The 20,843-nt window shown below is 39.1% G+C and carries 26 protein-coding genes; 12 read left to right on the top strand and 14 right to left on the bottom strand.

What is annotated here, in order from left to right; all coding sequences use genetic code 11:
- Window positions 1-13 precede the first annotated feature (13 nt).
- A complete protein-coding gene (locus AC1M9K_RS04890) occupies window positions 14-529 on the bottom strand; it encodes a hypothetical protein (RefSeq protein ID WP_481588666.1) in 516 nt (171 codons plus the stop codon).
- A 134-nt stretch (window positions 530-663) separates the two neighbouring features.
- On the opposite strand from AC1M9K_RS04890, the gene AC1M9K_RS04895 reads away from it, so the two are divergent.
- From AC1M9K_RS04895 to AC1M9K_RS04920, 6 genes are all read left to right on the top strand, one after another.
- Window positions 664-1,806: a glycerate kinase family protein gene (locus AC1M9K_RS04895; protein WP_481588667.1), complete on the top strand. Its 1,143-nt coding sequence runs from the start codon at window positions 664-666 to the stop codon at window positions 1,804-1,806.
- Between the two features lie 102 nt (window positions 1,807-1,908).
- Window positions 1,909-3,897, top strand: coding sequence for an ATP-dependent helicase (locus tag AC1M9K_RS04900; protein WP_035266767.1), 1,989 nt, complete (start codon window positions 1,909-1,911; stop codon window positions 3,895-3,897).
- Between the two features lie 80 nt (window positions 3,898-3,977).
- Window positions 3,978-4,229, top strand: a complete 252-nt coding sequence (locus AC1M9K_RS04905; RefSeq protein ID WP_035266766.1) for an RNA recognition motif domain-containing protein — start codon at window positions 3,978-3,980, stop codon at window positions 4,227-4,229.
- Window positions 4,230-4,526: 297 nt separating this feature from the next.
- A complete protein-coding gene (locus tag AC1M9K_RS04910; RefSeq protein WP_035266764.1) occupies window positions 4,527-4,853 on the top strand; it encodes a hypothetical protein in 327 nt (108 codons plus the stop codon).
- 192 nt (window positions 4,854-5,045) lie between these two features.
- On the top strand, window positions 5,046-5,549 hold the full coding sequence (locus AC1M9K_RS04915; RefSeq protein WP_035266761.1) for a DUF6586 family protein: 504 nt from the start codon (window positions 5,046-5,048) through the stop codon (window positions 5,547-5,549).
- A gap of 122 nt (window positions 5,550-5,671) precedes the next feature.
- Window positions 5,672-5,950: a hypothetical protein gene (locus tag AC1M9K_RS04920; protein ID WP_035266758.1), complete on the top strand. Its 279-nt coding sequence runs from the start codon at window positions 5,672-5,674 to the stop codon at window positions 5,948-5,950.
- A 36-nt stretch (window positions 5,951-5,986) separates the two neighbouring features.
- Here the strand turns inward: AC1M9K_RS04920 and AC1M9K_RS04925 are convergent, their stop codons facing one another.
- From AC1M9K_RS04925 to AC1M9K_RS04940, 4 genes are all read right to left on the bottom strand, one after another.
- On the bottom strand, window positions 5,987-7,705 hold the full coding sequence (locus tag AC1M9K_RS04925; RefSeq protein WP_092766745.1) for a cation:proton antiporter: 1,719 nt from the start codon (window positions 7,703-7,705) through the stop codon (window positions 5,987-5,989).
- Between the two features lie 151 nt (window positions 7,706-7,856).
- Window positions 7,857-8,012, bottom strand: coding sequence for a 50S ribosomal protein L33 (gene rpmG / locus AC1M9K_RS04930; RefSeq protein WP_001205031.1), 156 nt, complete (start codon window positions 8,010-8,012; stop codon window positions 7,857-7,859).
- Window positions 8,013-8,024: 12 nt separating this feature from the next.
- Complete coding sequence (gene rpmB / locus AC1M9K_RS04935; protein ID WP_000048256.1) at window positions 8,025-8,261, bottom strand: 50S ribosomal protein L28; 237 nt, start codon at window positions 8,259-8,261, stop codon at window positions 8,025-8,027.
- A 165-nt stretch (window positions 8,262-8,426) separates the two neighbouring features.
- Complete coding sequence (locus AC1M9K_RS04940) at window positions 8,427-9,875, bottom strand: coniferyl aldehyde dehydrogenase (RefSeq protein ID WP_481588668.1); 1,449 nt, start codon at window positions 9,873-9,875, stop codon at window positions 8,427-8,429.
- 124 nt (window positions 9,876-9,999) lie between these two features.
- On the opposite strand from AC1M9K_RS04940, the gene AC1M9K_RS04945 reads away from it, so the two are divergent.
- The 5 genes from AC1M9K_RS04945 (at window position 10,000) to AC1M9K_RS04965 (ending at window position 13,727) form a co-directional block, all read left to right on the top strand.
- Window positions 10,000-10,692, top strand: coding sequence for a TetR/AcrR family transcriptional regulator (locus AC1M9K_RS04945; protein WP_035266753.1), 693 nt, complete (start codon window positions 10,000-10,002; stop codon window positions 10,690-10,692).
- A gap of 88 nt (window positions 10,693-10,780) precedes the next feature.
- Window positions 10,781-11,647 carry a formyltetrahydrofolate deformylase gene (purU, locus tag AC1M9K_RS04950; RefSeq protein ID WP_092766746.1) on the top strand — a complete coding sequence of 289 codons (867 nt, stop codon included), beginning with the start codon at window positions 10,781-10,783 and terminating at the stop codon, window positions 11,645-11,647.
- 213 nt (window positions 11,648-11,860) lie between these two features.
- Window positions 11,861-12,679, top strand: a complete 819-nt coding sequence (locus tag AC1M9K_RS04955; protein ID WP_481588669.1) for an energy transducer TonB — start codon at window positions 11,861-11,863, stop codon at window positions 12,677-12,679.
- Window positions 12,680-12,699: 20 nt separating this feature from the next.
- Window positions 12,700-13,323, top strand: coding sequence for a MotA/TolQ/ExbB proton channel family protein (locus AC1M9K_RS04960; RefSeq protein WP_481588670.1), 624 nt, complete (start codon window positions 12,700-12,702; stop codon window positions 13,321-13,323).
- Window positions 13,323-13,727, top strand: a complete 405-nt coding sequence (locus tag AC1M9K_RS04965) for an ExbD/TolR family protein (protein ID WP_035266746.1) — start codon at window positions 13,323-13,325, stop codon at window positions 13,725-13,727. The genes AC1M9K_RS04960 and AC1M9K_RS04965 overlap by 1 nt, the downstream gene beginning before the upstream one ends.
- Before the next feature lie 50 nt (window positions 13,728-13,777).
- Here the strand turns inward: AC1M9K_RS04965 and msrA are convergent, their stop codons facing one another.
- From msrA to lgt, 9 genes are all read right to left on the bottom strand, one after another.
- On the bottom strand, window positions 13,778-14,299 hold the full coding sequence (gene msrA / locus AC1M9K_RS04970) for a peptide-methionine (S)-S-oxide reductase MsrA (RefSeq protein WP_481588671.1): 522 nt from the start codon (window positions 14,297-14,299) through the stop codon (window positions 13,778-13,780).
- Window positions 14,300-14,382: 83 nt separating this feature from the next.
- Complete coding sequence (locus AC1M9K_RS04975) at window positions 14,383-14,838, bottom strand: META domain-containing protein (RefSeq protein ID WP_035266743.1); 456 nt, start codon at window positions 14,836-14,838, stop codon at window positions 14,383-14,385.
- Window positions 14,839-14,912: 74 nt separating this feature from the next.
- Window positions 14,913-15,983 (bottom strand): Lnb N-terminal periplasmic domain-containing protein, encoded by a 1,071-nt coding sequence (locus tag AC1M9K_RS04980; protein ID WP_481588672.1) that lies wholly within the window; start codon window positions 15,981-15,983, stop codon window positions 14,913-14,915.
- Between the two features lie 26 nt (window positions 15,984-16,009).
- Window positions 16,010-16,522, bottom strand: coding sequence for a dihydrofolate reductase (locus tag AC1M9K_RS04985; protein WP_035266739.1), 513 nt, complete (start codon window positions 16,520-16,522; stop codon window positions 16,010-16,012).
- 93 nt (window positions 16,523-16,615) lie between these two features.
- Window positions 16,616-17,458, bottom strand: a complete 843-nt coding sequence (thyA, locus tag AC1M9K_RS04990) for a thymidylate synthase (protein ID WP_481588673.1) — start codon at window positions 17,456-17,458, stop codon at window positions 16,616-16,618.
- Between the two features lie 192 nt (window positions 17,459-17,650).
- The gene (locus tag AC1M9K_RS04995) at window positions 17,651-18,142 is read right to left on the bottom strand and encodes a lipocalin family protein (RefSeq protein WP_481588674.1); all 492 of its coding nucleotides are present in this window, start codon (window positions 18,140-18,142) and stop codon (window positions 17,651-17,653) included.
- 146 nt (window positions 18,143-18,288) lie between these two features.
- Window positions 18,289-18,540, bottom strand: a complete 252-nt coding sequence (locus AC1M9K_RS05000; RefSeq protein ID WP_179998671.1) for a hypothetical protein — start codon at window positions 18,538-18,540, stop codon at window positions 18,289-18,291.
- 132 nt (window positions 18,541-18,672) lie between these two features.
- On the bottom strand, window positions 18,673-19,044 hold the full coding sequence (locus AC1M9K_RS05005; protein WP_481588675.1) for a hypothetical protein: 372 nt from the start codon (window positions 19,042-19,044) through the stop codon (window positions 18,673-18,675).
- Window positions 19,045-19,128: 84 nt separating this feature from the next.
- On the bottom strand, window positions 19,129-19,944 hold the full coding sequence (gene lgt / locus AC1M9K_RS05010) for a prolipoprotein diacylglyceryl transferase (protein WP_035266733.1): 816 nt from the start codon (window positions 19,942-19,944) through the stop codon (window positions 19,129-19,131).
- A 93-nt stretch (window positions 19,945-20,037) separates the two neighbouring features.
- On the opposite strand from lgt, the gene AC1M9K_RS05015 reads away from it, so the two are divergent.
- The gene (locus AC1M9K_RS05015; RefSeq protein ID WP_481588676.1) at window positions 20,038-20,841 is read left to right on the top strand and encodes an NRDE family protein; all 804 of its coding nucleotides are present in this window, start codon (window positions 20,038-20,040) and stop codon (window positions 20,839-20,841) included.
- Window positions 20,842-20,843: the final 2 nt, after the last annotated feature.

Genomic DNA, 20,843 nt, shown 5'->3' on the forward strand with positions numbered 1-20,843 from the left:
TATGACATTAAATTTATTGTCTTACACATACTCTTGAGAGATTTTCTATTTCTGTATCAAATAGAATGAAATTCGCAATCATTTCTTTGTTATCGAGTTTTTTAATTAGTAATTTCACAGCATCAGGATCAGCTAAAGCTGATTTAAGGTTTAATTGCTCTTCAACTTGAGCATTGTCTATTTCAAATTTCAGTAATTTATTTTGATCAATTGTGAGTATATGTTCTTGTAAACTCCATTGAGCTTCAGATTGGGTATAAGCAATTGCTTTCTCGTTATCTTTAATAAAGGTCATTTGATTTTTTTCAAAATATTGACCATTTGGTTTGAACTCAGATACTATTTCGCTTTTCGCAGCATAACCCATGTAATCCATTTCTTCAGTACATTTCCATTTGGCTGAAAGTGCTGATAATTGAATATTTTCACTACTGTGTGAATTGGTTGCAGACGAGCTGGTAGCTTGATTACATACAAAAATGAATGTACACAGCACTAAAGTTTTTTTAAATATTTGATATTTTTGCATTGTTATACCGTTATTTTTTTTGGGGAATTGTAAGTTTATTACAATATATATAAGGGTTCTATTTGAAAAATTGAAAATCTCAATGTAATAAATAAGTATCTGAATTAATTTAAATATGAGAATAGCAATAAAGTATGCAGCAAAGGATAGAAACTTTTATTTTGGCTCCCGACTCTTTCAAAGAAAGCATGCCTGCTGAGCAGGTATGCATGATTATGAAAAATGCCATCCATAAAGTCTTACCCGATGCACAATGTATTTTGAATCCAATGGCAGATGGTGGTGAAGGAACCATTGATGCATTGGTCATGGCAAAATCAGGATTAAAAATCGCGTGCGAAGCACAAGGCTCATTCGCTAATCAGCGTGTCATGACTCATTTTGGATTAATTGATCAGGGACAAACAGCAGTCATTGAAATGGCGAAAGCCAATGGCATTCATCTCATACCACCTCATTTAAGAAATCCTTTGTTCACTAATACTGTAGGAACAGGGCAACTGATTGCTGCAGCTCTCGAATTCGGGGTGAAAAAGATCATCATCGGATTGGGTGGGAGTGTGACCAATGATGGTGGTGCTGGTATGGCGCATGCTTTGGGCGTGAAATTTATTAATCAATATCATGAAGCATTTGAGCCAACAGGTGGAAACTTAAACCAAATCGATTCCATTGATGTGTCACAACTCGACCCAAGATTGACTAAAACAGATATTGTTATTGCTTCAGATGTAAACAATCCATTATGTGGTCCACTTGGCGCATCTTATATTTTTGGTCCGCAAAAAGGGGCAACACCTGAAATGGTGCAAGTATTGGATCATAATTTATTGCACTTTGCAGGGGTGGTAGAGCAGCAGCTTTTAGTCGATTTACGTCATCGATCTGGTGCTGGTGCAGCAGGTGGTTTGGGATTTGGTTTGATGGCATTTACAGGCGCAGATATTCGATCGGGTGCTGAATTAATCATTGAGGAAACTCAATTGGCTGAAAAAATTGCGCAAGCTGATTATGTATTTACGGGTGAAGGGAAAATTGATACTCAGACTCAATTTGGTAAAACCCCATTTGCCGTTGCTCAAGTCGCATATCGGCACAACAAGCCTGTATTTGCATTCGCTGGTAGAGTTGGTGAAGGGGTAGAACCATTGTACGAACAAGGGTTTCATCACATCTGTAGTATTAATCCTCTGGATCAAAGTTTGTCAGAATCCTTGAAAAATGCAGTTCAGAATTTAGATTTAACGGTACAAAATATCGTAAGGCAGTATATCTAATCCTCTATGTAAGTGGGCTTTGAGGTTTAAAACTGAAGCGTGTTTGTATTTTCTAAATCTAGCTCTGTTAAACTATTGTTATTGTAAAATTGATGAGTAGCGATGAGTTTAGACAGCCTGATTGATGAATTAAATCCTCAACAAAAACAAGCTGCAACCACAGAAGCCTTACATAGTTTGGTGTTGGCGGGTGCGGGCTGTGGTAAAACCAAAACGATTGTGGCACGTGCTGCTTATCTTATTGATCAAGGTGTACCCGCCAATCAAATTCAAATTTTGACGTTTACGCGTCGTGCTGCCAGTGAAATCGTGGCGCGTGTCGAATTGGCACTCGGTGAACAAGCAAAAGGATTACGAGCATCAACATTCCATACTTTTTGTATGTACTTGCTGCGTCGTATACCAAAAGCTTTCGGCTTAGCGCAATTCTCAATTATTGATCGTGATGATCAACTCATGATGTTTCGTTTGATACGTGGTAAAGATGATAAGAAGAATCCCAATCAGCTCCCGAAGCCTGCTGAATTATGTGATCTGTATTCATATGCTAGAAATACGCGTCAAAAGCTAAGTGTTGCCATAGAAAAGCAAATGCCTGAATTCTTAGCAATGAAAGACCTGATTGCAGAAATCATGAAAGAATATGAAACTCGAAAGCAGGCACGCAGCTTTCTTGATTATGACGATATTCTTGCGATCGTGGCGTCAGCTTTAGCACAGTCTGAGGGTCTAGTCGATTATGTGGCTTCGATTTGCAGACATATGCTCGTGGATGAAATGCAAGACACCAATCCATTGCAATGGGCGCTATTAGAGCCTTTGAAGGACCGAGTAAGTTTGTTTTGTGTCGGGGATGATGCTCAATCGATTTATGGTTTTCGTGGCGCAGATTTCGAAAACATTCATCATTTTAAAGAGCGTGTGCCAGCAGCTCAGATCTTTAAATTAGAAAAAAACTACCGATCTACTCAAGAAATTTTAGATTTATCAAATTGGTTGCTTGATCAAAGTGAGATTAAATATGACAAGCGCTTAGATGCGTATCGAGGTACAGGCATAAAGCCTAAAATTCATATTTTCCCGAATGAGTTTGATGAAGCAAAATGGATTGCCATAGATATTAAAGAGAGATATTTGCTTGAGGGAAGTCCTTGGCGCGATCATATGGTTCTGGTACGTTCAAGCTTTGCAGCTCGTCATATTGAAGCAGCTTTCATTGCAGCTAATGTCCCATACCGGTTTATTGGTGGTATGAAACTTCTTGAAACTGCGCATGTTAAGGATTTACTAAGTTTACTACGCGTCATTGCCAATCCTTCAGACGATATTGCATGGATGCGGTTTTTGACGCTTTGGGATGGTGTCGGTGATGTAGGCGCAAGCCGTTTAGCGCAACACTTGTTACAGGATCCTCAAGATGACGTCATTGCGGAAAAACTAGAAAAATTTGGACGTATTCCTGCTGAGGCTCTACTCATTATGAAGCAGTTGAATGTGTTAAAGACCGAAGTTAAAGCTTGCGTAAGCTTGGCAATTCAGGCAATAGAAATTCAGTTGAGTGAAAATTACAAAAAGGATTGGGGGCGTCGTCAAGGAGACTTTGAGTTGGTGAAACAGTTAGCTTCAAAACATACTCAGTTAAGTGAGTTTTTAGAAGCCTACGTGCTTGATCCAGTTTCAATCAGTGAAATCGAACGCCAGTCAGATACTGATGTTGTTACCTTGATCACGATACATTCTGCTAAAGGAACTGAACAAAAAGTTTGTTACGTGGCGAATGTGACACCTGGTCAGTATCCACATGCAAGAGCTCAAGGGGATTTTGATGAAGTTGAAGAAGAACGCCGTGTCCTTTATGTAGCACTTACCCGTGCACAAAATGAATTGATTTTAACTAAGCAAAATTTGGTGACGTGGGCAAGGGAACAAGTCGATGAGCAAGGACGAAAAGTTGAAAGCTATTTTCTTAATGATCTTTCAAGACATTTGTGTACAAGTGAAACACATTATAAAACCAGGCAGCAAACGGTTAAGAGTGCTTTGATTGAGCGACAGTCGATTAATTTAGATTTTGGGATTGATCTCGATTAAACTATCTAGATTGTTTCATACAAAAAGTAGAGTAGGCGCGTACTTTTTGGTTTTTTTGCCTATCTTCTTAAGGTTTTTTCATGAAAATTTTAGTTCGTAACTTAGAGCGCAGCATTACTGAAGCTGAGATTCTGGAGTTATTTCAGCAGTTTGGAACAGTAGACTCATGTACATTGGTGTTAGATGCTGCAACAGGAAAATCGAAAGGATTTGCCTTTGTTGAGATGCCACATGGCCGTGAAGCTGTGAAAGCAATTAAGGGGCTGAACACCCGTAAAGTTAAAGGTGCAGGTATTCGAGTAAAAGCTGCAGACGAAAAGCCAGAAGCATAACTTGATGTCTAAATAAAGTAGGAGCAGTTATTGCTCCTTTTTATTTGATATTTTATTTAATTTAACTAATAAATATGAATATTTTTTAGCTTTTTTGACCGACTTTTGTACTTTCAAGAATTGACATATTTTTGAAATGTATTTCTGTTATATATTAATATTTTTATTAAAAACATACAATTAAAATCACATTTATATACAAATTATTGTGAAGTATATATTAATAATAGATTGAATAATTTTGAGTGAAGTGTGTAGTATAAAAGCTCCATTATAAAACCCCAAAAGGTTATAAAAATGTCTATTCAAGAATTAAATCATCTAGAAACAGAAATCGTATCAGGTGCAGGTACGTTAATCGGTGACACGCTTCAAAACGCATCAAACTTATTTTCGAGCACATTGAATGTTCAAGCTCCAATTTGGAAGCCATTGAGCCTAATACCTGGTGTTGGTACAGTTCATCAAGCAATTGATGTTGGCTTCCTTGCGATTTCAGAGGGTCTTTACAAGGCTGGAACACTGTTAGGTGGTGATCAAGATCAGGTCAAATTTCATTATGACAATGAAAAAGGCGATGGGACTTATAATCCATTAGGAATTTTTAAGGGTATTGTTCGCTAATATAACCTTAGATTCATTCGCAAGGGTCAGCCATGCATTTGGCTGGCTTTTTTTTAAGCAGTATGCATTAATCATCAAGCTTTCAATCAATCTTGTTGATCTAAAATTAATCTTTATTTTTTTCTTAAAAGCATTGCGTGATATGGCGCCAACATTTAAGTTGTATGACATAAATGTTGCTAGGAAGTTTTCATGTCTCGTGTTGCTCGTTTTCATGCAGATCGCACTAATCAAAAACTCTATTTTGCCCGTCTATCATGTCAGCAAGCAGAACAGACAGATCATATTCAACAAGCTCAAGCCCATCGTGAAGCGGCAGTCTTTCATTTGCATGGAGCGGTTTTGGCATTTTTGCAAGAGTTGGTTCGTTATTACCGTTTAAATGATTTTTCACCTACATTAAAATCTATTGAAGAGCATATGGCCGCTAAAGGGCAAGTTTCTCCAGAAATCACCGTGTTACAGCATCTTGCAAAGGATGGTTTTATTGCAGAACTAAAGCGCGCTTATCGTATGTGCCAGTATGCACCTGAACCAAGTGCACCAGAACCTGAGGATGAGACTTCTTCAAATCTTATTATTAAAGTCACGCAGACACCTCAAGCGTGGTTGCCAGACACTCAAATTCTTCGAGAGTGGCATCGTGACTTAACCCATCTTATTGACGGTTTTCGTAACGAAATGGTTGAGTTTTAATTGTAATCATGACAGTTTTAAACGATTAGACTTGAAATATAAATTTTAGAACTTATATAAAATAGTCTAAGCTATGCAAAGTGCATTCAGCATTTTGCCACCATGTGAATCATGGAGGGTATATGTCTATAGAGCAATTGAAAGAATTATTCGGAACACAAGAAGCAATTTTAGAATTGGTGCAACTTGAGAATGGCGAGTTAGCGCTTCGTCACGCTGCATCCGAGGATGAGCCACTTGTGAAAATTCAATTTAATGATGAAGTGAAAGCTTTATTAGGTGATCATATGCCTTTGATTGCCCAACACATGATTCAGGCTGCGTTATTTGCACTTCTCGAAAAACAATCGAATGAATGGCATGCGGAAGTCGTAGATGAAAAACCACAGTTTTATAGCTAAGAAAAAACCGCGCAAATAGCGCGGTTTTTATTTTACTTAGTGAGATGGTGCATGATGATGTGCGATTTCAATTTGATTTAGAATATGATTGCTCATGTTCTTCGCCATTTCTTCCTTCGCGTAATACACTTCACCAATTTCATCTGCACGTATTGCTTCAGCTTCTTCTTTACTTTCTGCACAGATCAAAACTTGAATCTGTGGATTCAGAAGTTTGGCAGTATCTACAATCTTATGAATATCTAAAATATCCATCGGCGAGATAATTAAAAGCCTCGCATGTTGTATATGCGCTTGAATTAATACGCCCGGCTCTGTTGCTGAACCTGATACTGCAGCAATATCTTTTGCACGTAGTTTTTCAACAATTTCTCGATTTTCTTCAGCAATCACCACTTTGATGTTATTTTCCATCAGTGTTTTTGTTAAGCGACGTCCAACTTCTCCATGACCGACCATGACCACTTGATCGCGCAGGTAGTCCTGTGAGACCTCGTCAGGTAGCATCGCCAATGGATCACCACTACGCTCAAGCAAACGAGCCAAATGCGAGCGCTCACGAATCCATTTCTGTACGGGTTCAATGGCTGAAAATAAAACAGAATTGAGCGAAATAGAAAATAATGCCCCGGCTAAAATCAAGTTTTGAGCTTCAGGGGTTAATAATCCTATAGATAGACCGAGTGTTGCCAAGATAAAGGAGAACTCACCGATTTGAGCGAGTGAGGCACCTACTGTAAGTGCGGTATTTAATGGATAGCGGAAGAACAAAACCAGCGCCATTGCTGCCAATGTTTTTCCGATCATAATAATGCCAATCACAGCCAGAATATGAAGTGGTTCTTCAACGATAATTGTTGGGTCAAACAACATTCCGACAGAGACGAAGAATAGGATGGAGAATATCTCACGCAGTGGTAACGTTTCTTCTTCAGCACGATGACTGAAGTCAGACTCTTTAACCACCATCCCAGCAAAGAATGCACCTAATGCCATTGAAACGCCAAAAACTGCATACGAACCATAGGCAATGGATACGGCTGCTGCAACCACAGTCAATGTAAATAGCTCGCGAGAACCTAAGCGTACGACAAACTGAATAATTTTAGGGATGAGGCGCTTACCAATAATCAGCATAAAGGCAATAAAGCCCGCAACTTTAAGTAAGGTTATTCCTAAAGTCACAAAGACATTTTGATCTGGATCAGCGCCTTCCAGTGCTGTTCCGCCAAGGAGTACAGCTGTAGCGGGTAATAAAACTAAAGCGAGCACCATGACTAGGTCTTCGACGAGTAGCCATCCCACAGCAATTTTTCCATTGACTGAATCCAGTAAGCCTCGGTCACCTAAAGCTTTCAGGAGTACCACAGTACTCGCACAAGATAAGCTTAAGCCAAACACCAATGCTGACCCAAAATTCCATCCCCATAGCATGGAGACGCCAATCCCGAGGATGGTAGCCACTGTGATTTGTAAAATTGCACCAGGGACAGCAATACGCCGAACTTGCATTAAATCTTTCAGTGAAAAGTGCATCCCGACACCGAACATCAAAAACATGACACCCAGTTCTGCGAGTTGATTGGCTAGTGTGATATCGGCGACGATACCGGGGGTTTTGGGGCTAATAATAATGCCGGCAATGAGATAGCCAACAAGAGGGGGTAGACGTAAACGTGCGGCGATAAAGCCAAAAATAAGGGCTAAGCCAAAACCAACCGCAAGCAATATAATTAAATCTACATCATGTGGCACTAATCACCCCTTAAATATTTATAAATTATGAATTGGCTTTTGAGCTGTATAAGCATAAAAAATGCCAAACTGAGATTAAATTTTAACAACCTGAAGAAAAAAAAGGCAAAAAAAACGACCCAATGGGTCGTATTTTTTTAAAGAACTAAAATTATTTGATTTTAGCTTCTTTGAAGATTACGTGTTGACGGATTTTTGGATCAAATTTTTTGATTTCCATTTTTTCCGGCATAGTACGTTTGTTCTTAGTAGTGGTATAGAAATAACCTGTACCAGCAGAAGAAACTAGGCGAATCTTATCACGCATTTTCGTTGCTCCTTAGATCTTTTGACCTTGAGCACGTAGGTCAGCAACAACCTTTTCGATGCCCAATTTGTCGATAATACGCATACCTTTAGTAGTTAGACGAAGACGTACGAAACGTTTTTCGCTTTCTAACCAAAAACGGTGGTGGTGCAGGTTCGGCTCGAACCGGCGCTTAGTTTTGTTGTTGGCGTGTGAGACGTTGTTACCAACGACTGGACGCTTGCCGGTAACTTGGCAAACCTTAGACATGGTGTAACTCCATTGATTTAGCCAACAGCAAATCTGTATGGCCAGTCAAAATAAAACGGATTGAATTCATTCAAGGGGCGTTTTATATCAAAAATACGCTTAAAAGACAAGCGAAATTGATAAAAACAGGGCATGACCTGTTGTGATAGATCATGCCTTGATCATTTAACGAAGAAAGGCTTTACGGATAAGACTAGGGATCGGTCTATTAAACGGAGGCAGTACGTATTTCAAGCTGAATAGCTTTGGAATAGACATGACTGAGCGTTCATTTGATAAACTGAAGAAGCCTTCGGGACCATGGTATCTGCCCATACCAGATGCACCAACGCCACCGAAAGGTAGATCATCTTGTGCAACATGAGTAACAACAGCGTTTTGACCAAAGTGTCCAGAGTGAGTACGTTGCGAAACGTATTCTGCTCGAGCATCGTTAAAGTCGAAATAGTATAATGCAAGTGGACGTGGTCGGTCATTAATAAACTCGATAACTTCGTCTATTTGATCATATTCTAAGATTGGTAAAATTGGACCAAAGATTTCGTTCTTCATAATTTCCATATCAGGGCTGATATTGGTCAGAAGGGTTGGCGCTATTTTACGTACAGAAGCAAGCTCTTCTTTTAATGGGTTAATTTCAGTGACTTGAGCACCATTTTGAATCGCATCTTCTAAGTAACCTTGTAAGCGTTTATTTTGCTTATCGCTCACTATAGAGGTGTAATCTTGGTTGTCACGTAATGTTGGATACATCGTTTTCGCAACAGTTTCAAACTGGTGAATAAACTCTGAAGTTTTACCACGTGGTAGGAAAATATAATCTGGTGCGACACAAGTTTGACCCGCATTCCACAATTTACCGAATGCAACACGCTCCGCGACATCCTTTAAGTCAATTGAAGGGTGCACGATAACTGGTGATTTACCACCAAGTTCTAGAATAACTGGAACTAAGTTTTCAGATGCTGCTTTCATAACAGTCTTACCAACATTGGTAGAGCCTGTGAAGACTAATTTATCAAATGCAAGATGACTGAATGTGTCAGAGATTACGCCACCACCTGTAACAACGGCAACTAACTCTTGTGGGAACGCTTCAGATAAAGCATTTTGTAATACATAGCCAAAATTACGAGAGGTGCTTGAAACTTTAATTATGGCGTGGTTGCCCGCTGCCAATGCACATACTAATGGGCTAATCGCCAATAATAAAGGGTAGTTCCAAGGGGAAATGATACCGACAACACCTAAAGGTTGATACTGAACCCAACCTTTTGCAGGTTGATGTAAAATACCGATATGGCGTTTAGAAGGCTTCATCCACTCTGTTAAATGTTTGCTGTAATATTTGATTTGTTCGAGTGAAGTGAGTAGTTCACCAATTTTCGTTTCAGAAACCGAACGATTACCATAATCTTGGCTAATTGCTTCTGCAATTTGGTCCTGATATTTAATCAAAACTGCTTTAAGACGAGCCAAACGTTCAATACGCTGTTTTGCTGTCGGGTTCGGATAACGTCGATAGGCTGCTTTCTGAAGCGCTAGAAGATCATGTAAATTCTGAACTTCCGATGCTTCAGTCGTCATTAAATTTGTTTTTGTTTGACTGTTCATGACCAGTACCACTAATGTAAGGGTTGATGTGATTTTTATTTTTAGAGTAAATACTCTAAAAGTCAAGTCACTTTTATGTTAGCTTGGGCTAAACGTCATTATTCTTGTTATAGATGGTATTAGGATGTCGCATTCCAAAACGTTAAAAACCAAAGACCGAATCTTGCAAATTAGTTTGCAACTCTTTAACGAACGTGGAGAGCGATCTGTCACAACTAACCATATCGCAGCAGAGTTAGGTATTAGCCCTGGTAATCTCTATTATCACTTTCGTAACAAGCAAGAGATCATTAAAGAGTTGATGGAGCAATATCAGCATGCAACTTTAGAGCTACTAGCATTGCCAGAAGACCGTGATGTAAATGCCAATGATAAAATCCGATACTTTCAAGTACTCAGTAGTCAGTTATGGGCCTATCGTTTTCTGCATCGTGATGTATATCATTTAACCGAAAATAATGATGACTTTAGAAAAATTTACCCGCGTTTCGCAGGTAAAGTGATGCAACAAGGTCAAAAGATTTACAGAGCCTTCGTCAATGCAGGTCTCATGCAAATGACAGAGTCTGAAATTGAAGCGTTGATCATCAACCTATGGATTGTCCTAACCAATTGGACGAACTTTCTCTATATGTCTGGTCATTTAAAAGATTCCAACCATTTAGATGAAAAGTGGGTTTGGCAGGCACTGCGTCAAATGGTGTTTCTTGAAGGTCCTTATTTACGTGGTGAAAGTCGTCAGACTTATGAGCGCTTGCTTGAAACGTTGGGAACATCTGAATTATTTGCTAGTCTTTCTGCTGATCGAGAAGATTGATTTCAGCAAAGATAATTTGAAAGCATTAAAAAAAGAGTTAGAATACGCGGCTGTTTTTCAATTTAACTGTTAAGTGATATAAATCATCATGAATATGACAACTGCTAACACAGCACGTTTACTGATTACTTGCGAAGATAAACCAGGAATCGTGCAGGCTGTATCGAGCTTTTTGTATCATCAAGGGGCAAACATCACTGCGCTTGATCAATATGCAACAGAAGCTCAGGGCGGGCGTTATTTCATGCGTGTTGAGTTTGAACTCGACAATTTGCAAAGCCGTAAGGAAAATATTCTACAAACTTTCGCCACAAACGTAGCTGAACGTTACAACATGCATTGGCGTCTAGCTTTAGTGTCAGATGTAAAGAAAGTCGGTATTTTGGTATCGAAAGTCGATCATGCCTTGCTTGAGCTTTTATGGCGTCATGCACGTGGTGGATTACCTTGTGAAATCACTAAGGTTGTGTCGAATCATGAAGATCTACGTGAGTCTGTGGAAAACTTCGGTATTCCTTTTGAAGTTGTGCCTGTCAATAAAGAGAACAAGCGCGAAGCATATGCAAAAATTGATGAGTTAATGCAAGGTAATGATTTGCTTGTACTCGCACGTTATATGCAGATTCTTGATGAAGAGTTCGTCTCTAAGTGGGAAATGAAAGTGATCAACATTCATCATTCTTTCCTTCCAGCTTTTGTGGGTGCTAACCCTTATAAGCAAGCGTATGAAAAAGGGGTAAAACTGATTGGTGCAACAGCGCATTATGTGACAGCTGATTTGGATCAAGGTCCGATTATTGAACAAGATGTTGAGCGTGTCAGCCATGATTTTACAGTTGATCAATTACGTGAATTAGGTCAAGACGTTGAACGTAATGTCTTGGCGCGTGCTGTTAAGTGGCATTTAGAAGACCGTATCATTGTTGATGGTAATAAAACTGTGGTATTCCAGTGATTTTTAATTAAATATCACTGATTTATTAAGGCATGCGTGAGCATGCCTTTTTTATTGATGATCAAAAAAACTCATCAAAACTGCAGAATTAATAGTTGCAAATGAAAACACTTCTCATTTATTATTGGCGTAATTTAATTGTACTAACCGATAAGTTTGATTGAAATCTTCCTTATGAAGACAGCGTCAATGTATATCAGGTCATAAATTTTAATGAGCCCATCTCCCATTCCTATGATGCAAAATCCAATCTCAATGAAAAAGAAAGTGCTTACTTCGCTCATTGCAGTGGTGATCGGGCATATTGGTGTTTTATTTGCCGTGAGTCAGATGAAAACACCTGAATTAAAACCTATTGATAAGGATCCAATTAAGGTTCGTTTTGTTCAGATAAAAGAGGATGCGCCACCGCCGCCACCTCCTGTTGAACCTGTGAAACCTCAAGTTCAACCAAAACCAGAACCTAAAGTCGTTGAACCACCTCCTGTGGTTAAACCCAAAGTCATTGCTGAAAAGCCTAAACCTGTCGAACAAAAAGCAATTGTTCAAGAAGATAAATTAGAAAAGCAAAAGCAGGAACAACAGCGTTTAGAGCAAGAACGTAAAAATCGTGAGTTGCTTGAACAGCAGCGACGTGAGCAAGCATTGCGTGACCAACAGCTACGTGAGCAACAAGAACGTGAGCGCTTGGAAAATGAAAGACGCGAACAAGAACGTCGTGAGCAGCAAGCACGTAATACACCAAAGAATTTAAGTATTGGGCAAATATCATGGTCTCGTACACCGAAGCCATCATATACCAACCGAGATTTACAAGGTTCTGATCGTACTGTTGTAGTATCGATTGAAGCGGACACTAGCGGTAATGTAGTGAATGCCCGAATCACAAAATCAAGTGGAATTGATTCGCTTGATCAAAAGATTTTACGCTCAGTGCGTAATGCAAAATTCAGACCTTATAAGGAAAATGGCGTGGCTTACCCGTTTAGAGCGGAACAACCATTTGAACTTAAGTTGAATTCTAACGGCTAACTTTTATTAGGAGTTCGAGTATGAACTTTTCAGTTTATTGGCAACATGCTGATGCAGTCAGTAAGACGCTTTATTTCGTTTTACTCGCAATGTCTATTGCGACATGGACGATTGTCGTTTTACGTGTGATGGGAACACGTCAACTGAAAGAAGTTGCTTATGCTCAACTCTCTAAAGCATTAGCAGGATTGAAAGCAAAACTCGTTCCTTTGGGATTTGAACAACGTAAAGCTGTTGCGGAGCAAGCTTTATTGCGTCAGATTGCTTTGGAAAAAGCATCTGCTGAAAAAGGTGTTGCTGTACTCGGAACAATTGCCTCACTTGCACCATTTGTAGGGCTATTTGGTACAGTATGGGGAATCTTCCATGCATTGGTTGCAGTAGGTAAAAGCGGTCAAGCAGGACTTGCACAAGTTGCAACCCCTGTGGGTGAAGCCCTGATTATGACTGGTATTGGTCTAGCAGTAGCTATTCCAGCAGTGATCGCATACAACATTTGTATTCGCTTTAATCGTACATTAAGTAATGAACTACAAGATCATGCTCACAGTCTTTTAATCGACACGATGCTGCAACAAGATTCTTCTGCGCAAAAAGTTGAAGTGAAAGTGACTCAAGAAAGTTACGTTGGAGGTCAAGCTTAATGGCTTTTCAATTGGGTGAAGACAACGATACAGGCATGACGGAGATGAACCTCATCCCGTTAATTGACATTATGTTGGTTTTGATGATCATCTTCTTGGTGACAGCGACCGTTGCTAACCCATCAATTCCATTAACTTTACCAAAAACGACAGCGGATATCATTGATCCACCACCTGAATCGATTCAAGTAAGCATTAACTCACAGGGTGAGATTGCATGGGATTCAGAAATTATCAGCTTAGATGAATTGCAAAAAAGATTTAACGATGCCGGTGGTTCAGCACAACAACCGACGATTATTCTTAAAGCAGATAAAGAATCACGTTATGATACTGTTGCTCAAGTGATGTCACGTGCAAGCGAAGCCGGGCTTGCTGACATTGCCTTTGCCACAGATAATTAAGTGATTAACATGAGAAAAGCGACCATAAGGTCGCTTTTTTTATACCTGTATTAGTCTTTGAGTAAACCTTCAAATTTAGAGCGCAGCTTTAAAAGTTTTGGTGGGATACTAAAATTGCAGTAGCCCTGAGTCGGGTTACGAGCAAAGAAGTTTTGATGATATTCTTCAGCAGGGTAGAAGGTCGGTACTGAGCTTAATTCTGTAACAATATCTAAACCTTCTGCTTTTAACTGTTGAATTGCTTTCTCTGCAATCTGGCGCTGTTCTTCATCAAAATAATAAATGACAGAGCGATATTGCGTACCTATATCATTACCTTGGCGATTGAGTGTGGTTGGATCATGTGTTGCAAAAAATACATCAAGCAATTGAGCAAAGCTAATTTGACTTTCATCAAAATCCACTAAAACCACTTCCGCGTGATGGGTGTCTCCTTTGCAAATGTCCTCATAGCTTGGATTGGCCGTATACCCACCCGCATAACCACTCACGACTTTAGTGACACCTTTGAGTTGAAGGAAAACTGCTTCAACACACCAGAAGCATCCGCCACCGAGCAAAGCTTGTTGCATGGGATTCACTTTATTGAGTTGCAATGACTGAAATAATGGGGTGTAGAATGAAAAAAGCAACCAGTGAAATGGTTGCTTAACTGTTAACGCGGTTGTATTGCAGACTCATACTGCAATACTGGATTACCATTCTCATCGAGTAGGCGAAGCGTTTTGTCATAGACTTGGAATGCCGCGACTTTTGCCAAGGCAGCATTATAGCGATTTGCAAGTTCTTGAGTATTCACGCACATCATTTGTGTAGTCGCAACTTCACTCAAGCTAATTTTGTCAGCTTTAATGCTATATGCACCCATAAAACGGTTACAACCATCTGCACCACTCAAACGACTAGATGCTGCATCAAATTGAATACTTGGAACATTGTGTGCAGTAGGGTCGGTTTTAAATTCTGTTGCGCCGATATGTGTCAAAATCCAAGTTTTATTTTGCAATTGATTAAGTGCTTGTTGCTGCTTTTCAGCAGATGGTGTTGTGGTACATGCTGTAAAAAGTAATGCTGAGCCTATAACGGATACGGCTAAAAGTTGTTTTAACATATGAAATGCCCCTGTGTTATTTCTTTCTAATATAAATTAAATTCAAGTCAATTTTATGTATATCAACTGATACGCTAAGGTGCAAGCTCTGGCTGACTCTGAGGGAGACCCAGACGAATCAATTTTGAATAATTTTCACTACTTTGATATTTAAATTGATTAAATTGGTCTGTTCTTGGGTTGACATGTGCCTTGTTGTACCATGTTTTGATATCCCAATGATGTTGTAATGCCCCCAAGTCATACAGATAATTAGGTAAATAACCTGAGGCTAATAATCTGTAGTCCACTGGCAGTTCATGTTTGGAAATCGCTTGAACCATATCAAAAACCAAAGTGGTGCAGTTACTGGTCAAGGTGTTATACCATTTTGGTTCTTGATTAAGTTGATCTGCTTGCTCTAAATATTCCTCAAATAAAGCTTTCATTTCAGCAGCTTCCATGTTGATTGGGAAAAAATAGACCTGCTCATTACGTACATTGCTACGTGTATAAATAATGTCTTTCTCGTCAGCAGCAACTAAACTGACTTCGTACTTTCTAAAAAAACCACCAATAGCAGAGAACTCTTCATCTTTTTCTTTGCGAATTTCAATCGAAAAGGTCAATGGTTTAGAGTTTTTGAAATCAAAGCTGACTAAAGTGTGGGCGATTTGTGGTCCCATCCAATATGAAGTAATGATGTTAATGCCACTGATTTGATTCAAATCAATCTGACGTGTATCCCAGCGTTCTTGATAGGTTCCGTCTTCATTCCATGCAAAATTACGCACATTGTGTAAAGTGACCCAATCACCTTGACGTTCATAATTGAGAATTCTTGCGACTTCAGGATTCCACTCACGGTCTTGTTTGGCAGGGATGCTAAAATACCAAACTAAACTGAACGCAAAAAAGACAATGTATAAGACGACATCTTTACTACGGCTAAAAAAATGTTGTGTTGCATATATGCCTAAAACACTTAAGGCAAAAGCGCCCCAAAAGCCAATGATAATACGACTGACTAACCAGCCAAATGGCTCTTGAACCCATAAGGCCATACATAACCAAATCGAAGAGAAGATGACAAATAAACTAAATAGGGAGTGAAAAGCTCCCTTTGCAAGTGCAAGAATAAACTCTCTTTTACCGATGTTATGCATTATTATTGGCTATATGTTAGAAAGCTTTATTTTTGGTAGGTTGCGAACTCAAATGCAATATTTGTTTTGTCATCAATATGTTGCTCTGATGCCACTTTTTTAAATTCAGGTGGAATCTCGGGATAATGAGCATCACCTTGAACGTCTAATTCAACATGCGTGAGTTCTAAGCGATCCGCAATAGAGATCGTTTGGCTAAAAATTTCTCCACCACCTATGATAAAAATAGATCCAGGCTTTTCTGAAGCTTTTACATCATGGACTGCCTGCTCAAGTGCACTCTCGATTGTATGCGCGATTTTTGTTCCTTCAAATTGCCATGACGTATCTCGTGTAATGACCCAATTTACACGTTTAGGAAGCGTTCTACCCATAGACTCAAGTGTTTTACGTCCCATCACCACAACACCACCTTGGGTAATTTCTTTAAAATGTTTGAGATCAGCTGAAATATGCCATGGCAAATCATTTCCTTTGCCAATACAACGTTGCTGATCCATTGCAACGACGTGTACGACTTCTAAACCTTGAAATGCCATGATTATTCTTCCAGCGAATATGAGTTAAAGAGGGAAATGTAAAGTTGGATCACGATTAGTATCAACTGTGATCCCAAAAGACATTAGTTAAAATCAAACCGCAACAGGTGCTTTAATTGCAGGATGCGATTCGTAATTTACGATTTCAATATCTTCAAATTTGAAATCAAAAATATCTTTAATTTCGGGATTCAGTTTGAGTTGGCACAATGGAAGTGGTTCACGTGTTAATTGAAGTTGTGCTTGCTCGAAATGATTGGCGTAAAGATGAGTATCACCACCTGTCCAAACAAAATCACCGACTTCTAGATCACAGACTTGCGCAATCATATGGGTGAGAAGTGCATAACTTGCAATATTAAATGGAACGCCAAGAAAAACATCAGCACTACGTTGATAAAGCTGACATGATAATTTTCCATCCTGAACAAAAAACTGGAAAAGCGTGTGACAAGGAGGGAGTGCCACTTGTCCAGCTTCTTTTGGGTTCCAACCTGATACGATTAAACGACGGGAGTTTGGATTGGTTTTAATTTCATTAATTAACCATTTGATTTGATCGAAACCATCTTGCTCGTATAAACCATCGTCTTTTTTAGTTGCACCAAAGTTACGCCATTGGTGTCCATATACTGGACCTAGCTCTCCTTCAGGACGTCCAAAACGAGCAGTCTGCTCAGCTGTCGACCATTCATCCCAAATTGTAACTTTATGATCTTGGAGATATTTAACATTGGTATCACCTTTAAGGAACCAAAGTAATTCAACCACGATTGAACGGAAGTGAACTTTCTTTGTGGTCAGTAGAGGAAAACCTTTAGAAAGATCAAAGCGCATTTGATGACCAAATACAGAACGAGTACCTGTACCAGTACGGTCACCTTTATCACCGCCATTGTCGAGGATATGTTGTAGTAGGTCTAAATACGCTTTCATAAATTTCCTGATCGATTTGAATGTGGCATTTGAAGAATAAACCAATGCCAAAAATTTCATTGGCATCAGTTTATACTAAAGCAGCATGCTTTTTAATATCTTCCTTACGGAATAGAATCTTTGAAAGCGAGTAATTAAAGAAATAAGAAAGCACCCTTTAGGGTGCTCTCATTTAACTCAAAATTTTAGGGCTTAAGTAGTTTTGTGTCCTGTATGTACAGTATGAATTAAATCGCTTAGGTCATAACCAATGGATTGAGCATATGCAAGATACGCTTGTTTGATAGATTCATTTAACACAGGTTCACGGTGCAGAATCCAAAGATATTTTTGATTAGGTTCACCGACTAAAGCAGTTTGATAATTTTCATCGATCTTAAGTACCCAATAGTCACCTTTAGTGAATGGAATCCAACGAAATCCTTCAGGCAAAAAGCTGACTTCTAATTTGCCATGTGCAGCATCTACGACTGTGGCTTCGCCAATAGACTCATCCAGTTCTTTGTTGCCATCAAGACAACGATTTTGAACACGTACAGTTCCATCGCTGTTTAAGGTATAGACTGCCGAAATATCCGTACTGTCTTCAGGTTGATGCTTCATTGGTAAGCGTGCAATCTCATACCAAGTACCTAAATAGCGTTCAAGTTGGAAGTTAGATACGGTCGTTAAATTTTGACTCATTATGATGTACTCCATTTAATCTAAATTAGATACATCCTTTGAGTATAGGCACAGTTTTGGAGTAGAAATAATACTGTTCTGTAGCAAAGCGTTAAGTGAGTGTGATTAATTTATATTTATTTTCATTTGCTTAGTAGTTTTGAAATTCAGCGGGGTGTACGAGATGCATATAAACTCACTACGAATAATCCCACTGCGCTATAACCCATGAGTTGTACAAAAAGTGCAAAAAACTCTCTGCTATTTTGAAAGTTCAGCGCTGAAAGCATGAAGATAAAAAATACAATCAAGATGAAAGGACTAAAAGCATAATATGCTTTCAGCTGATGCTTTAGACGCTTAGATTGGATCAAAACATGATGAATAATGTGTAGACTTAAGCCTAAACATAAGCTCATGAGTGTCGATAGAAAATCAAGTTTTTTAATTTCAGCTGTCAACAGAATCACTACACACGTTGATATACAAATGATCAATTTAAGCCTGCGTGTGCATCGTTCCGAATACCAGAAATTTAACATAATGAAGTCTTAATGCTGATGTTGATGAAGTAGAGACAGTGGGGAAAATAAGCAAATAGATAAAGCCATAAATCCTAATCCTTGAGCGCCAGGTAAAAGAATTTCTCCATCTTTTGCATGCATGAAAATCAAGGCAAGTAGCAGAGCGATAGGAATCCAAGTAAATAATCGGTACATCAACCCTGTTGGATGGTGTGAAGCGAAATGAATTTTACAGTAACGGCAAATAAGAAAAACGATACCTGTGCCCATAAACATTAAGAGGGCATCGAAGTTAAGCGGTTGCATCCAATATAACGTAGCGGTAGCACTCGCAATCAAAATAAAAAATAAAGCTTTGTGTTGTATTGAAACTTTAGGATCAAACCAAAACTCGAGCATAGCAATCTGAATCAAAGTAAATAAGTCAAAACTCTAGCACAAAAAAAGGCGAACAAGATGTTCACCTTTGAGGACATAATTTACTTATTTGCCATTATTTTGTAGAGGACCCCAGTCATATACTTTCTTTTGGTAGGCATACCAAAGCATCCATAGCCCGATAAGAATCATTGGAACTGTAAGGAATTGTCCTTTGCTCATCCATCCGATAAATAATTGTCCATTATCTGGCTCACGGAAGAATTCAACTGTGAAGCGAGCGATACCATATCCAATTAAGAATAGAGCAGAAACAGCCATGCGTGGACGAGGTTTAGAACTAAACCACCACAGAACAATAAAAAGAATTAAACCTTCACAGAGTGCTTGGTAAAGTTGGGATGGATGTCGTACGAGTTGTAAAGGATCTGTAGGGAAAATCATACCCAATGCGAAATTTGGATCTGTGACTTGTCGGCCATAAAGTTCGCCGCCAATAAAGTTGCCAATACGACCAAACATCAGACCTGTTGGAACACATGGGGCAATAAAATCCAGTGTTTGGAACCAAGTCATTTTGTATTTTTTACACCACAATAACATGGCCAACATGACACCTAAGAAGCCGCCATGGAAACTCATGCCACCTGTCCAAACTTGGAATAACCATATTGGGTTTGCAAGGAATTGATCAAAACCATAAAAGAACACATAGCCCACTCGTCCACCAATCACGACACCTAATGCGCCGTAAAAGATGAGATCAGAGACCATGTCTGGTGTCCATCCTCGTTGCTTAGCACGGAATGTTGCCAAGCCCCACGCAAATAAAAATGCGAGTAGATACATGAGTCCATACCAGTGAACTTGTAATGGACCCACAGATATTGCCACTGGGTCAATAGAAGGATAGGTCAGCATTGCTTTTCCTTTATATTATGTTTTGTGTCGATTCTAACGGAAAGACTGAAAAAATGTTGTACATTCAATGTGTAAAGTTCTAAGGATGCAACGATGTGTATTGTAGCAATCGCATGGCAAGTGTTGGATGAAACACCATTATGCTTAATTTCAAATCGGGATGAGTTTTATCACCGACCTGCTTCACAAATTCATAAGTGGGAAAATAGCCCAATTATTGCAGGTCAAGATTTACAATCTGGTGGGACATGGATGGGGATTACTGCTGCAGGGCGTTGGGCACTTGTGACAAATTACCGTGATGCAAATGATAAGAAGGAATATCCAACTTCAAGAGGACATATCATTCAGCAATATCTGGAGTCTGAATTAGCACCGATCCGATTTGCCCAAGAATTAGAAAAAAAGCAATGTGATTACGCTGGATTTAACCTTTTTATCGGAACCTCTGATCAAGCGGTTTATATGAGTAATCGTGGTGAATCTCCACAAGTTCTTGCCAAAGGTGTATATGTGGTTTCCAATGGTGTATTAAGTGATCCATGGGAAAAAACCAAACATTTGCGTAAACGCTTTACACAAGAGTTCTTACCATTATTGCAATTAAATCCCAATGCTCAAAAAGCGTATGATTTAGAGTACGCCGTTTGGGATATCTTACAAGATGAAAGAAAAATTGATTTAGATTTATTACCTCAAACAGGAATATCAGTGGAAATGGAGCAGCTGTTATCTTCTACTTTTATACGCAGCCCGATATATGGAACACGATGCTCAAACTATTTATTGATGAAAAGAAATCAATGGACTTGGCTTGAAAAAACGCAGCAAGGTACGCATCAGAATCACATAGTCAAAATTGATTTGCATCTCTCAAAAAAAATGCCGACATCGTAGTC

This window comes from Acinetobacter sp. 24-47-67, from assembly GCF_056779735.1.

Bases quoted from the DNA above. Each gene is read 5' to 3' on its own strand.
- AC1M9K_RS04890 (WP_481588666.1), bottom strand. From the start codon at position 529: ATGCAAAAATATCAAATATTTAAAAAAACTTTAGTGCTGTGTACATTC.
- AC1M9K_RS04895 (WP_481588667.1), top strand. From the start codon at position 664: ATGCAGCAAAGGATAGAAACTTTTATTTTGGCTCCCGACTCTTTCAAA.
- AC1M9K_RS04900 (WP_035266767.1), top strand. From the start codon at position 1,909: ATGAGTTTAGACAGCCTGATTGATGAATTAAATCCTCAACAAAAACAA.
- AC1M9K_RS04905 (WP_035266766.1), top strand. From the start codon at position 3,978: ATGAAAATTTTAGTTCGTAACTTAGAGCGCAGCATTACTGAAGCTGAG.
- AC1M9K_RS04910 (WP_035266764.1), top strand. From the start codon at position 4,527: ATGTCTATTCAAGAATTAAATCATCTAGAAACAGAAATCGTATCAGGT.
- AC1M9K_RS04915 (WP_035266761.1), top strand. From the start codon at position 5,046: ATGTCTCGTGTTGCTCGTTTTCATGCAGATCGCACTAATCAAAAACTC.
- AC1M9K_RS04920 (WP_035266758.1), top strand. From the start codon at position 5,672: ATGTCTATAGAGCAATTGAAAGAATTATTCGGAACACAAGAAGCAATT.
- rpmG (WP_001205031.1), bottom strand. From the start codon at position 8,012: ATGCGTGATAAGATTCGCCTAGTTTCTTCTGCTGGTACAGGTTATTTC.
- rpmB (WP_000048256.1), bottom strand. From the start codon at position 8,261: ATGTCTAAGGTTTGCCAAGTTACCGGCAAGCGTCCAGTCGTTGGTAAC.
- AC1M9K_RS04940 (WP_481588668.1), bottom strand. From the start codon at position 9,875: ATGAACAGTCAAACAAAAACAAATTTAATGACGACTGAAGCATCGGAA.
- AC1M9K_RS04945 (WP_035266753.1), top strand. From the start codon at position 10,000: ATGTCGCATTCCAAAACGTTAAAAACCAAAGACCGAATCTTGCAAATT.
- purU (WP_092766746.1), top strand. From the start codon at position 10,781: ATGAATATGACAACTGCTAACACAGCACGTTTACTGATTACTTGCGAA.
- AC1M9K_RS04955 (WP_481588669.1), top strand. From the start codon at position 11,861: ATGAGCCCATCTCCCATTCCTATGATGCAAAATCCAATCTCAATGAAA.
- AC1M9K_RS04960 (WP_481588670.1), top strand. From the start codon at position 12,700: ATGAACTTTTCAGTTTATTGGCAACATGCTGATGCAGTCAGTAAGACG.
- AC1M9K_RS04965 (WP_035266746.1), top strand. From the start codon at position 13,323: ATGGCTTTTCAATTGGGTGAAGACAACGATACAGGCATGACGGAGATG.
- msrA (WP_481588671.1), bottom strand. From the start codon at position 14,299: ATGCAACAAGCTTTGCTCGGTGGCGGATGCTTCTGGTGTGTTGAAGCA.
- AC1M9K_RS04975 (WP_035266743.1), bottom strand. From the start codon at position 14,838: ATGTTAAAACAACTTTTAGCCGTATCCGTTATAGGCTCAGCATTACTT.
- AC1M9K_RS04980 (WP_481588672.1), bottom strand. From the start codon at position 15,983: ATGCATAACATCGGTAAAAGAGAGTTTATTCTTGCACTTGCAAAGGGA.
- AC1M9K_RS04985 (WP_035266739.1), bottom strand. From the start codon at position 16,522: ATGGCATTTCAAGGTTTAGAAGTCGTACACGTCGTTGCAATGGATCAG.
- thyA (WP_481588673.1), bottom strand. From the start codon at position 17,458: ATGAAAGCGTATTTAGACCTACTACAACATATCCTCGACAATGGCGGT.
- AC1M9K_RS04995 (WP_481588674.1), bottom strand. From the start codon at position 18,142: ATGAGTCAAAATTTAACGACCGTATCTAACTTCCAACTTGAACGCTAT.
- AC1M9K_RS05000 (WP_179998671.1), bottom strand. From the start codon at position 18,540: ATGAGCTTATGTTTAGGCTTAAGTCTACACATTATTCATCATGTTTTG.
- AC1M9K_RS05005 (WP_481588675.1), bottom strand. From the start codon at position 19,044: ATGCTCGAGTTTTGGTTTGATCCTAAAGTTTCAATACAACACAAAGCT.
- lgt (WP_035266733.1), bottom strand. From the start codon at position 19,944: ATGCTGACCTATCCTTCTATTGACCCAGTGGCAATATCTGTGGGTCCA.
- AC1M9K_RS05015 (WP_481588676.1), top strand. From the start codon at position 20,038: ATGTGTATTGTAGCAATCGCATGGCAAGTGTTGGATGAAACACCATTA.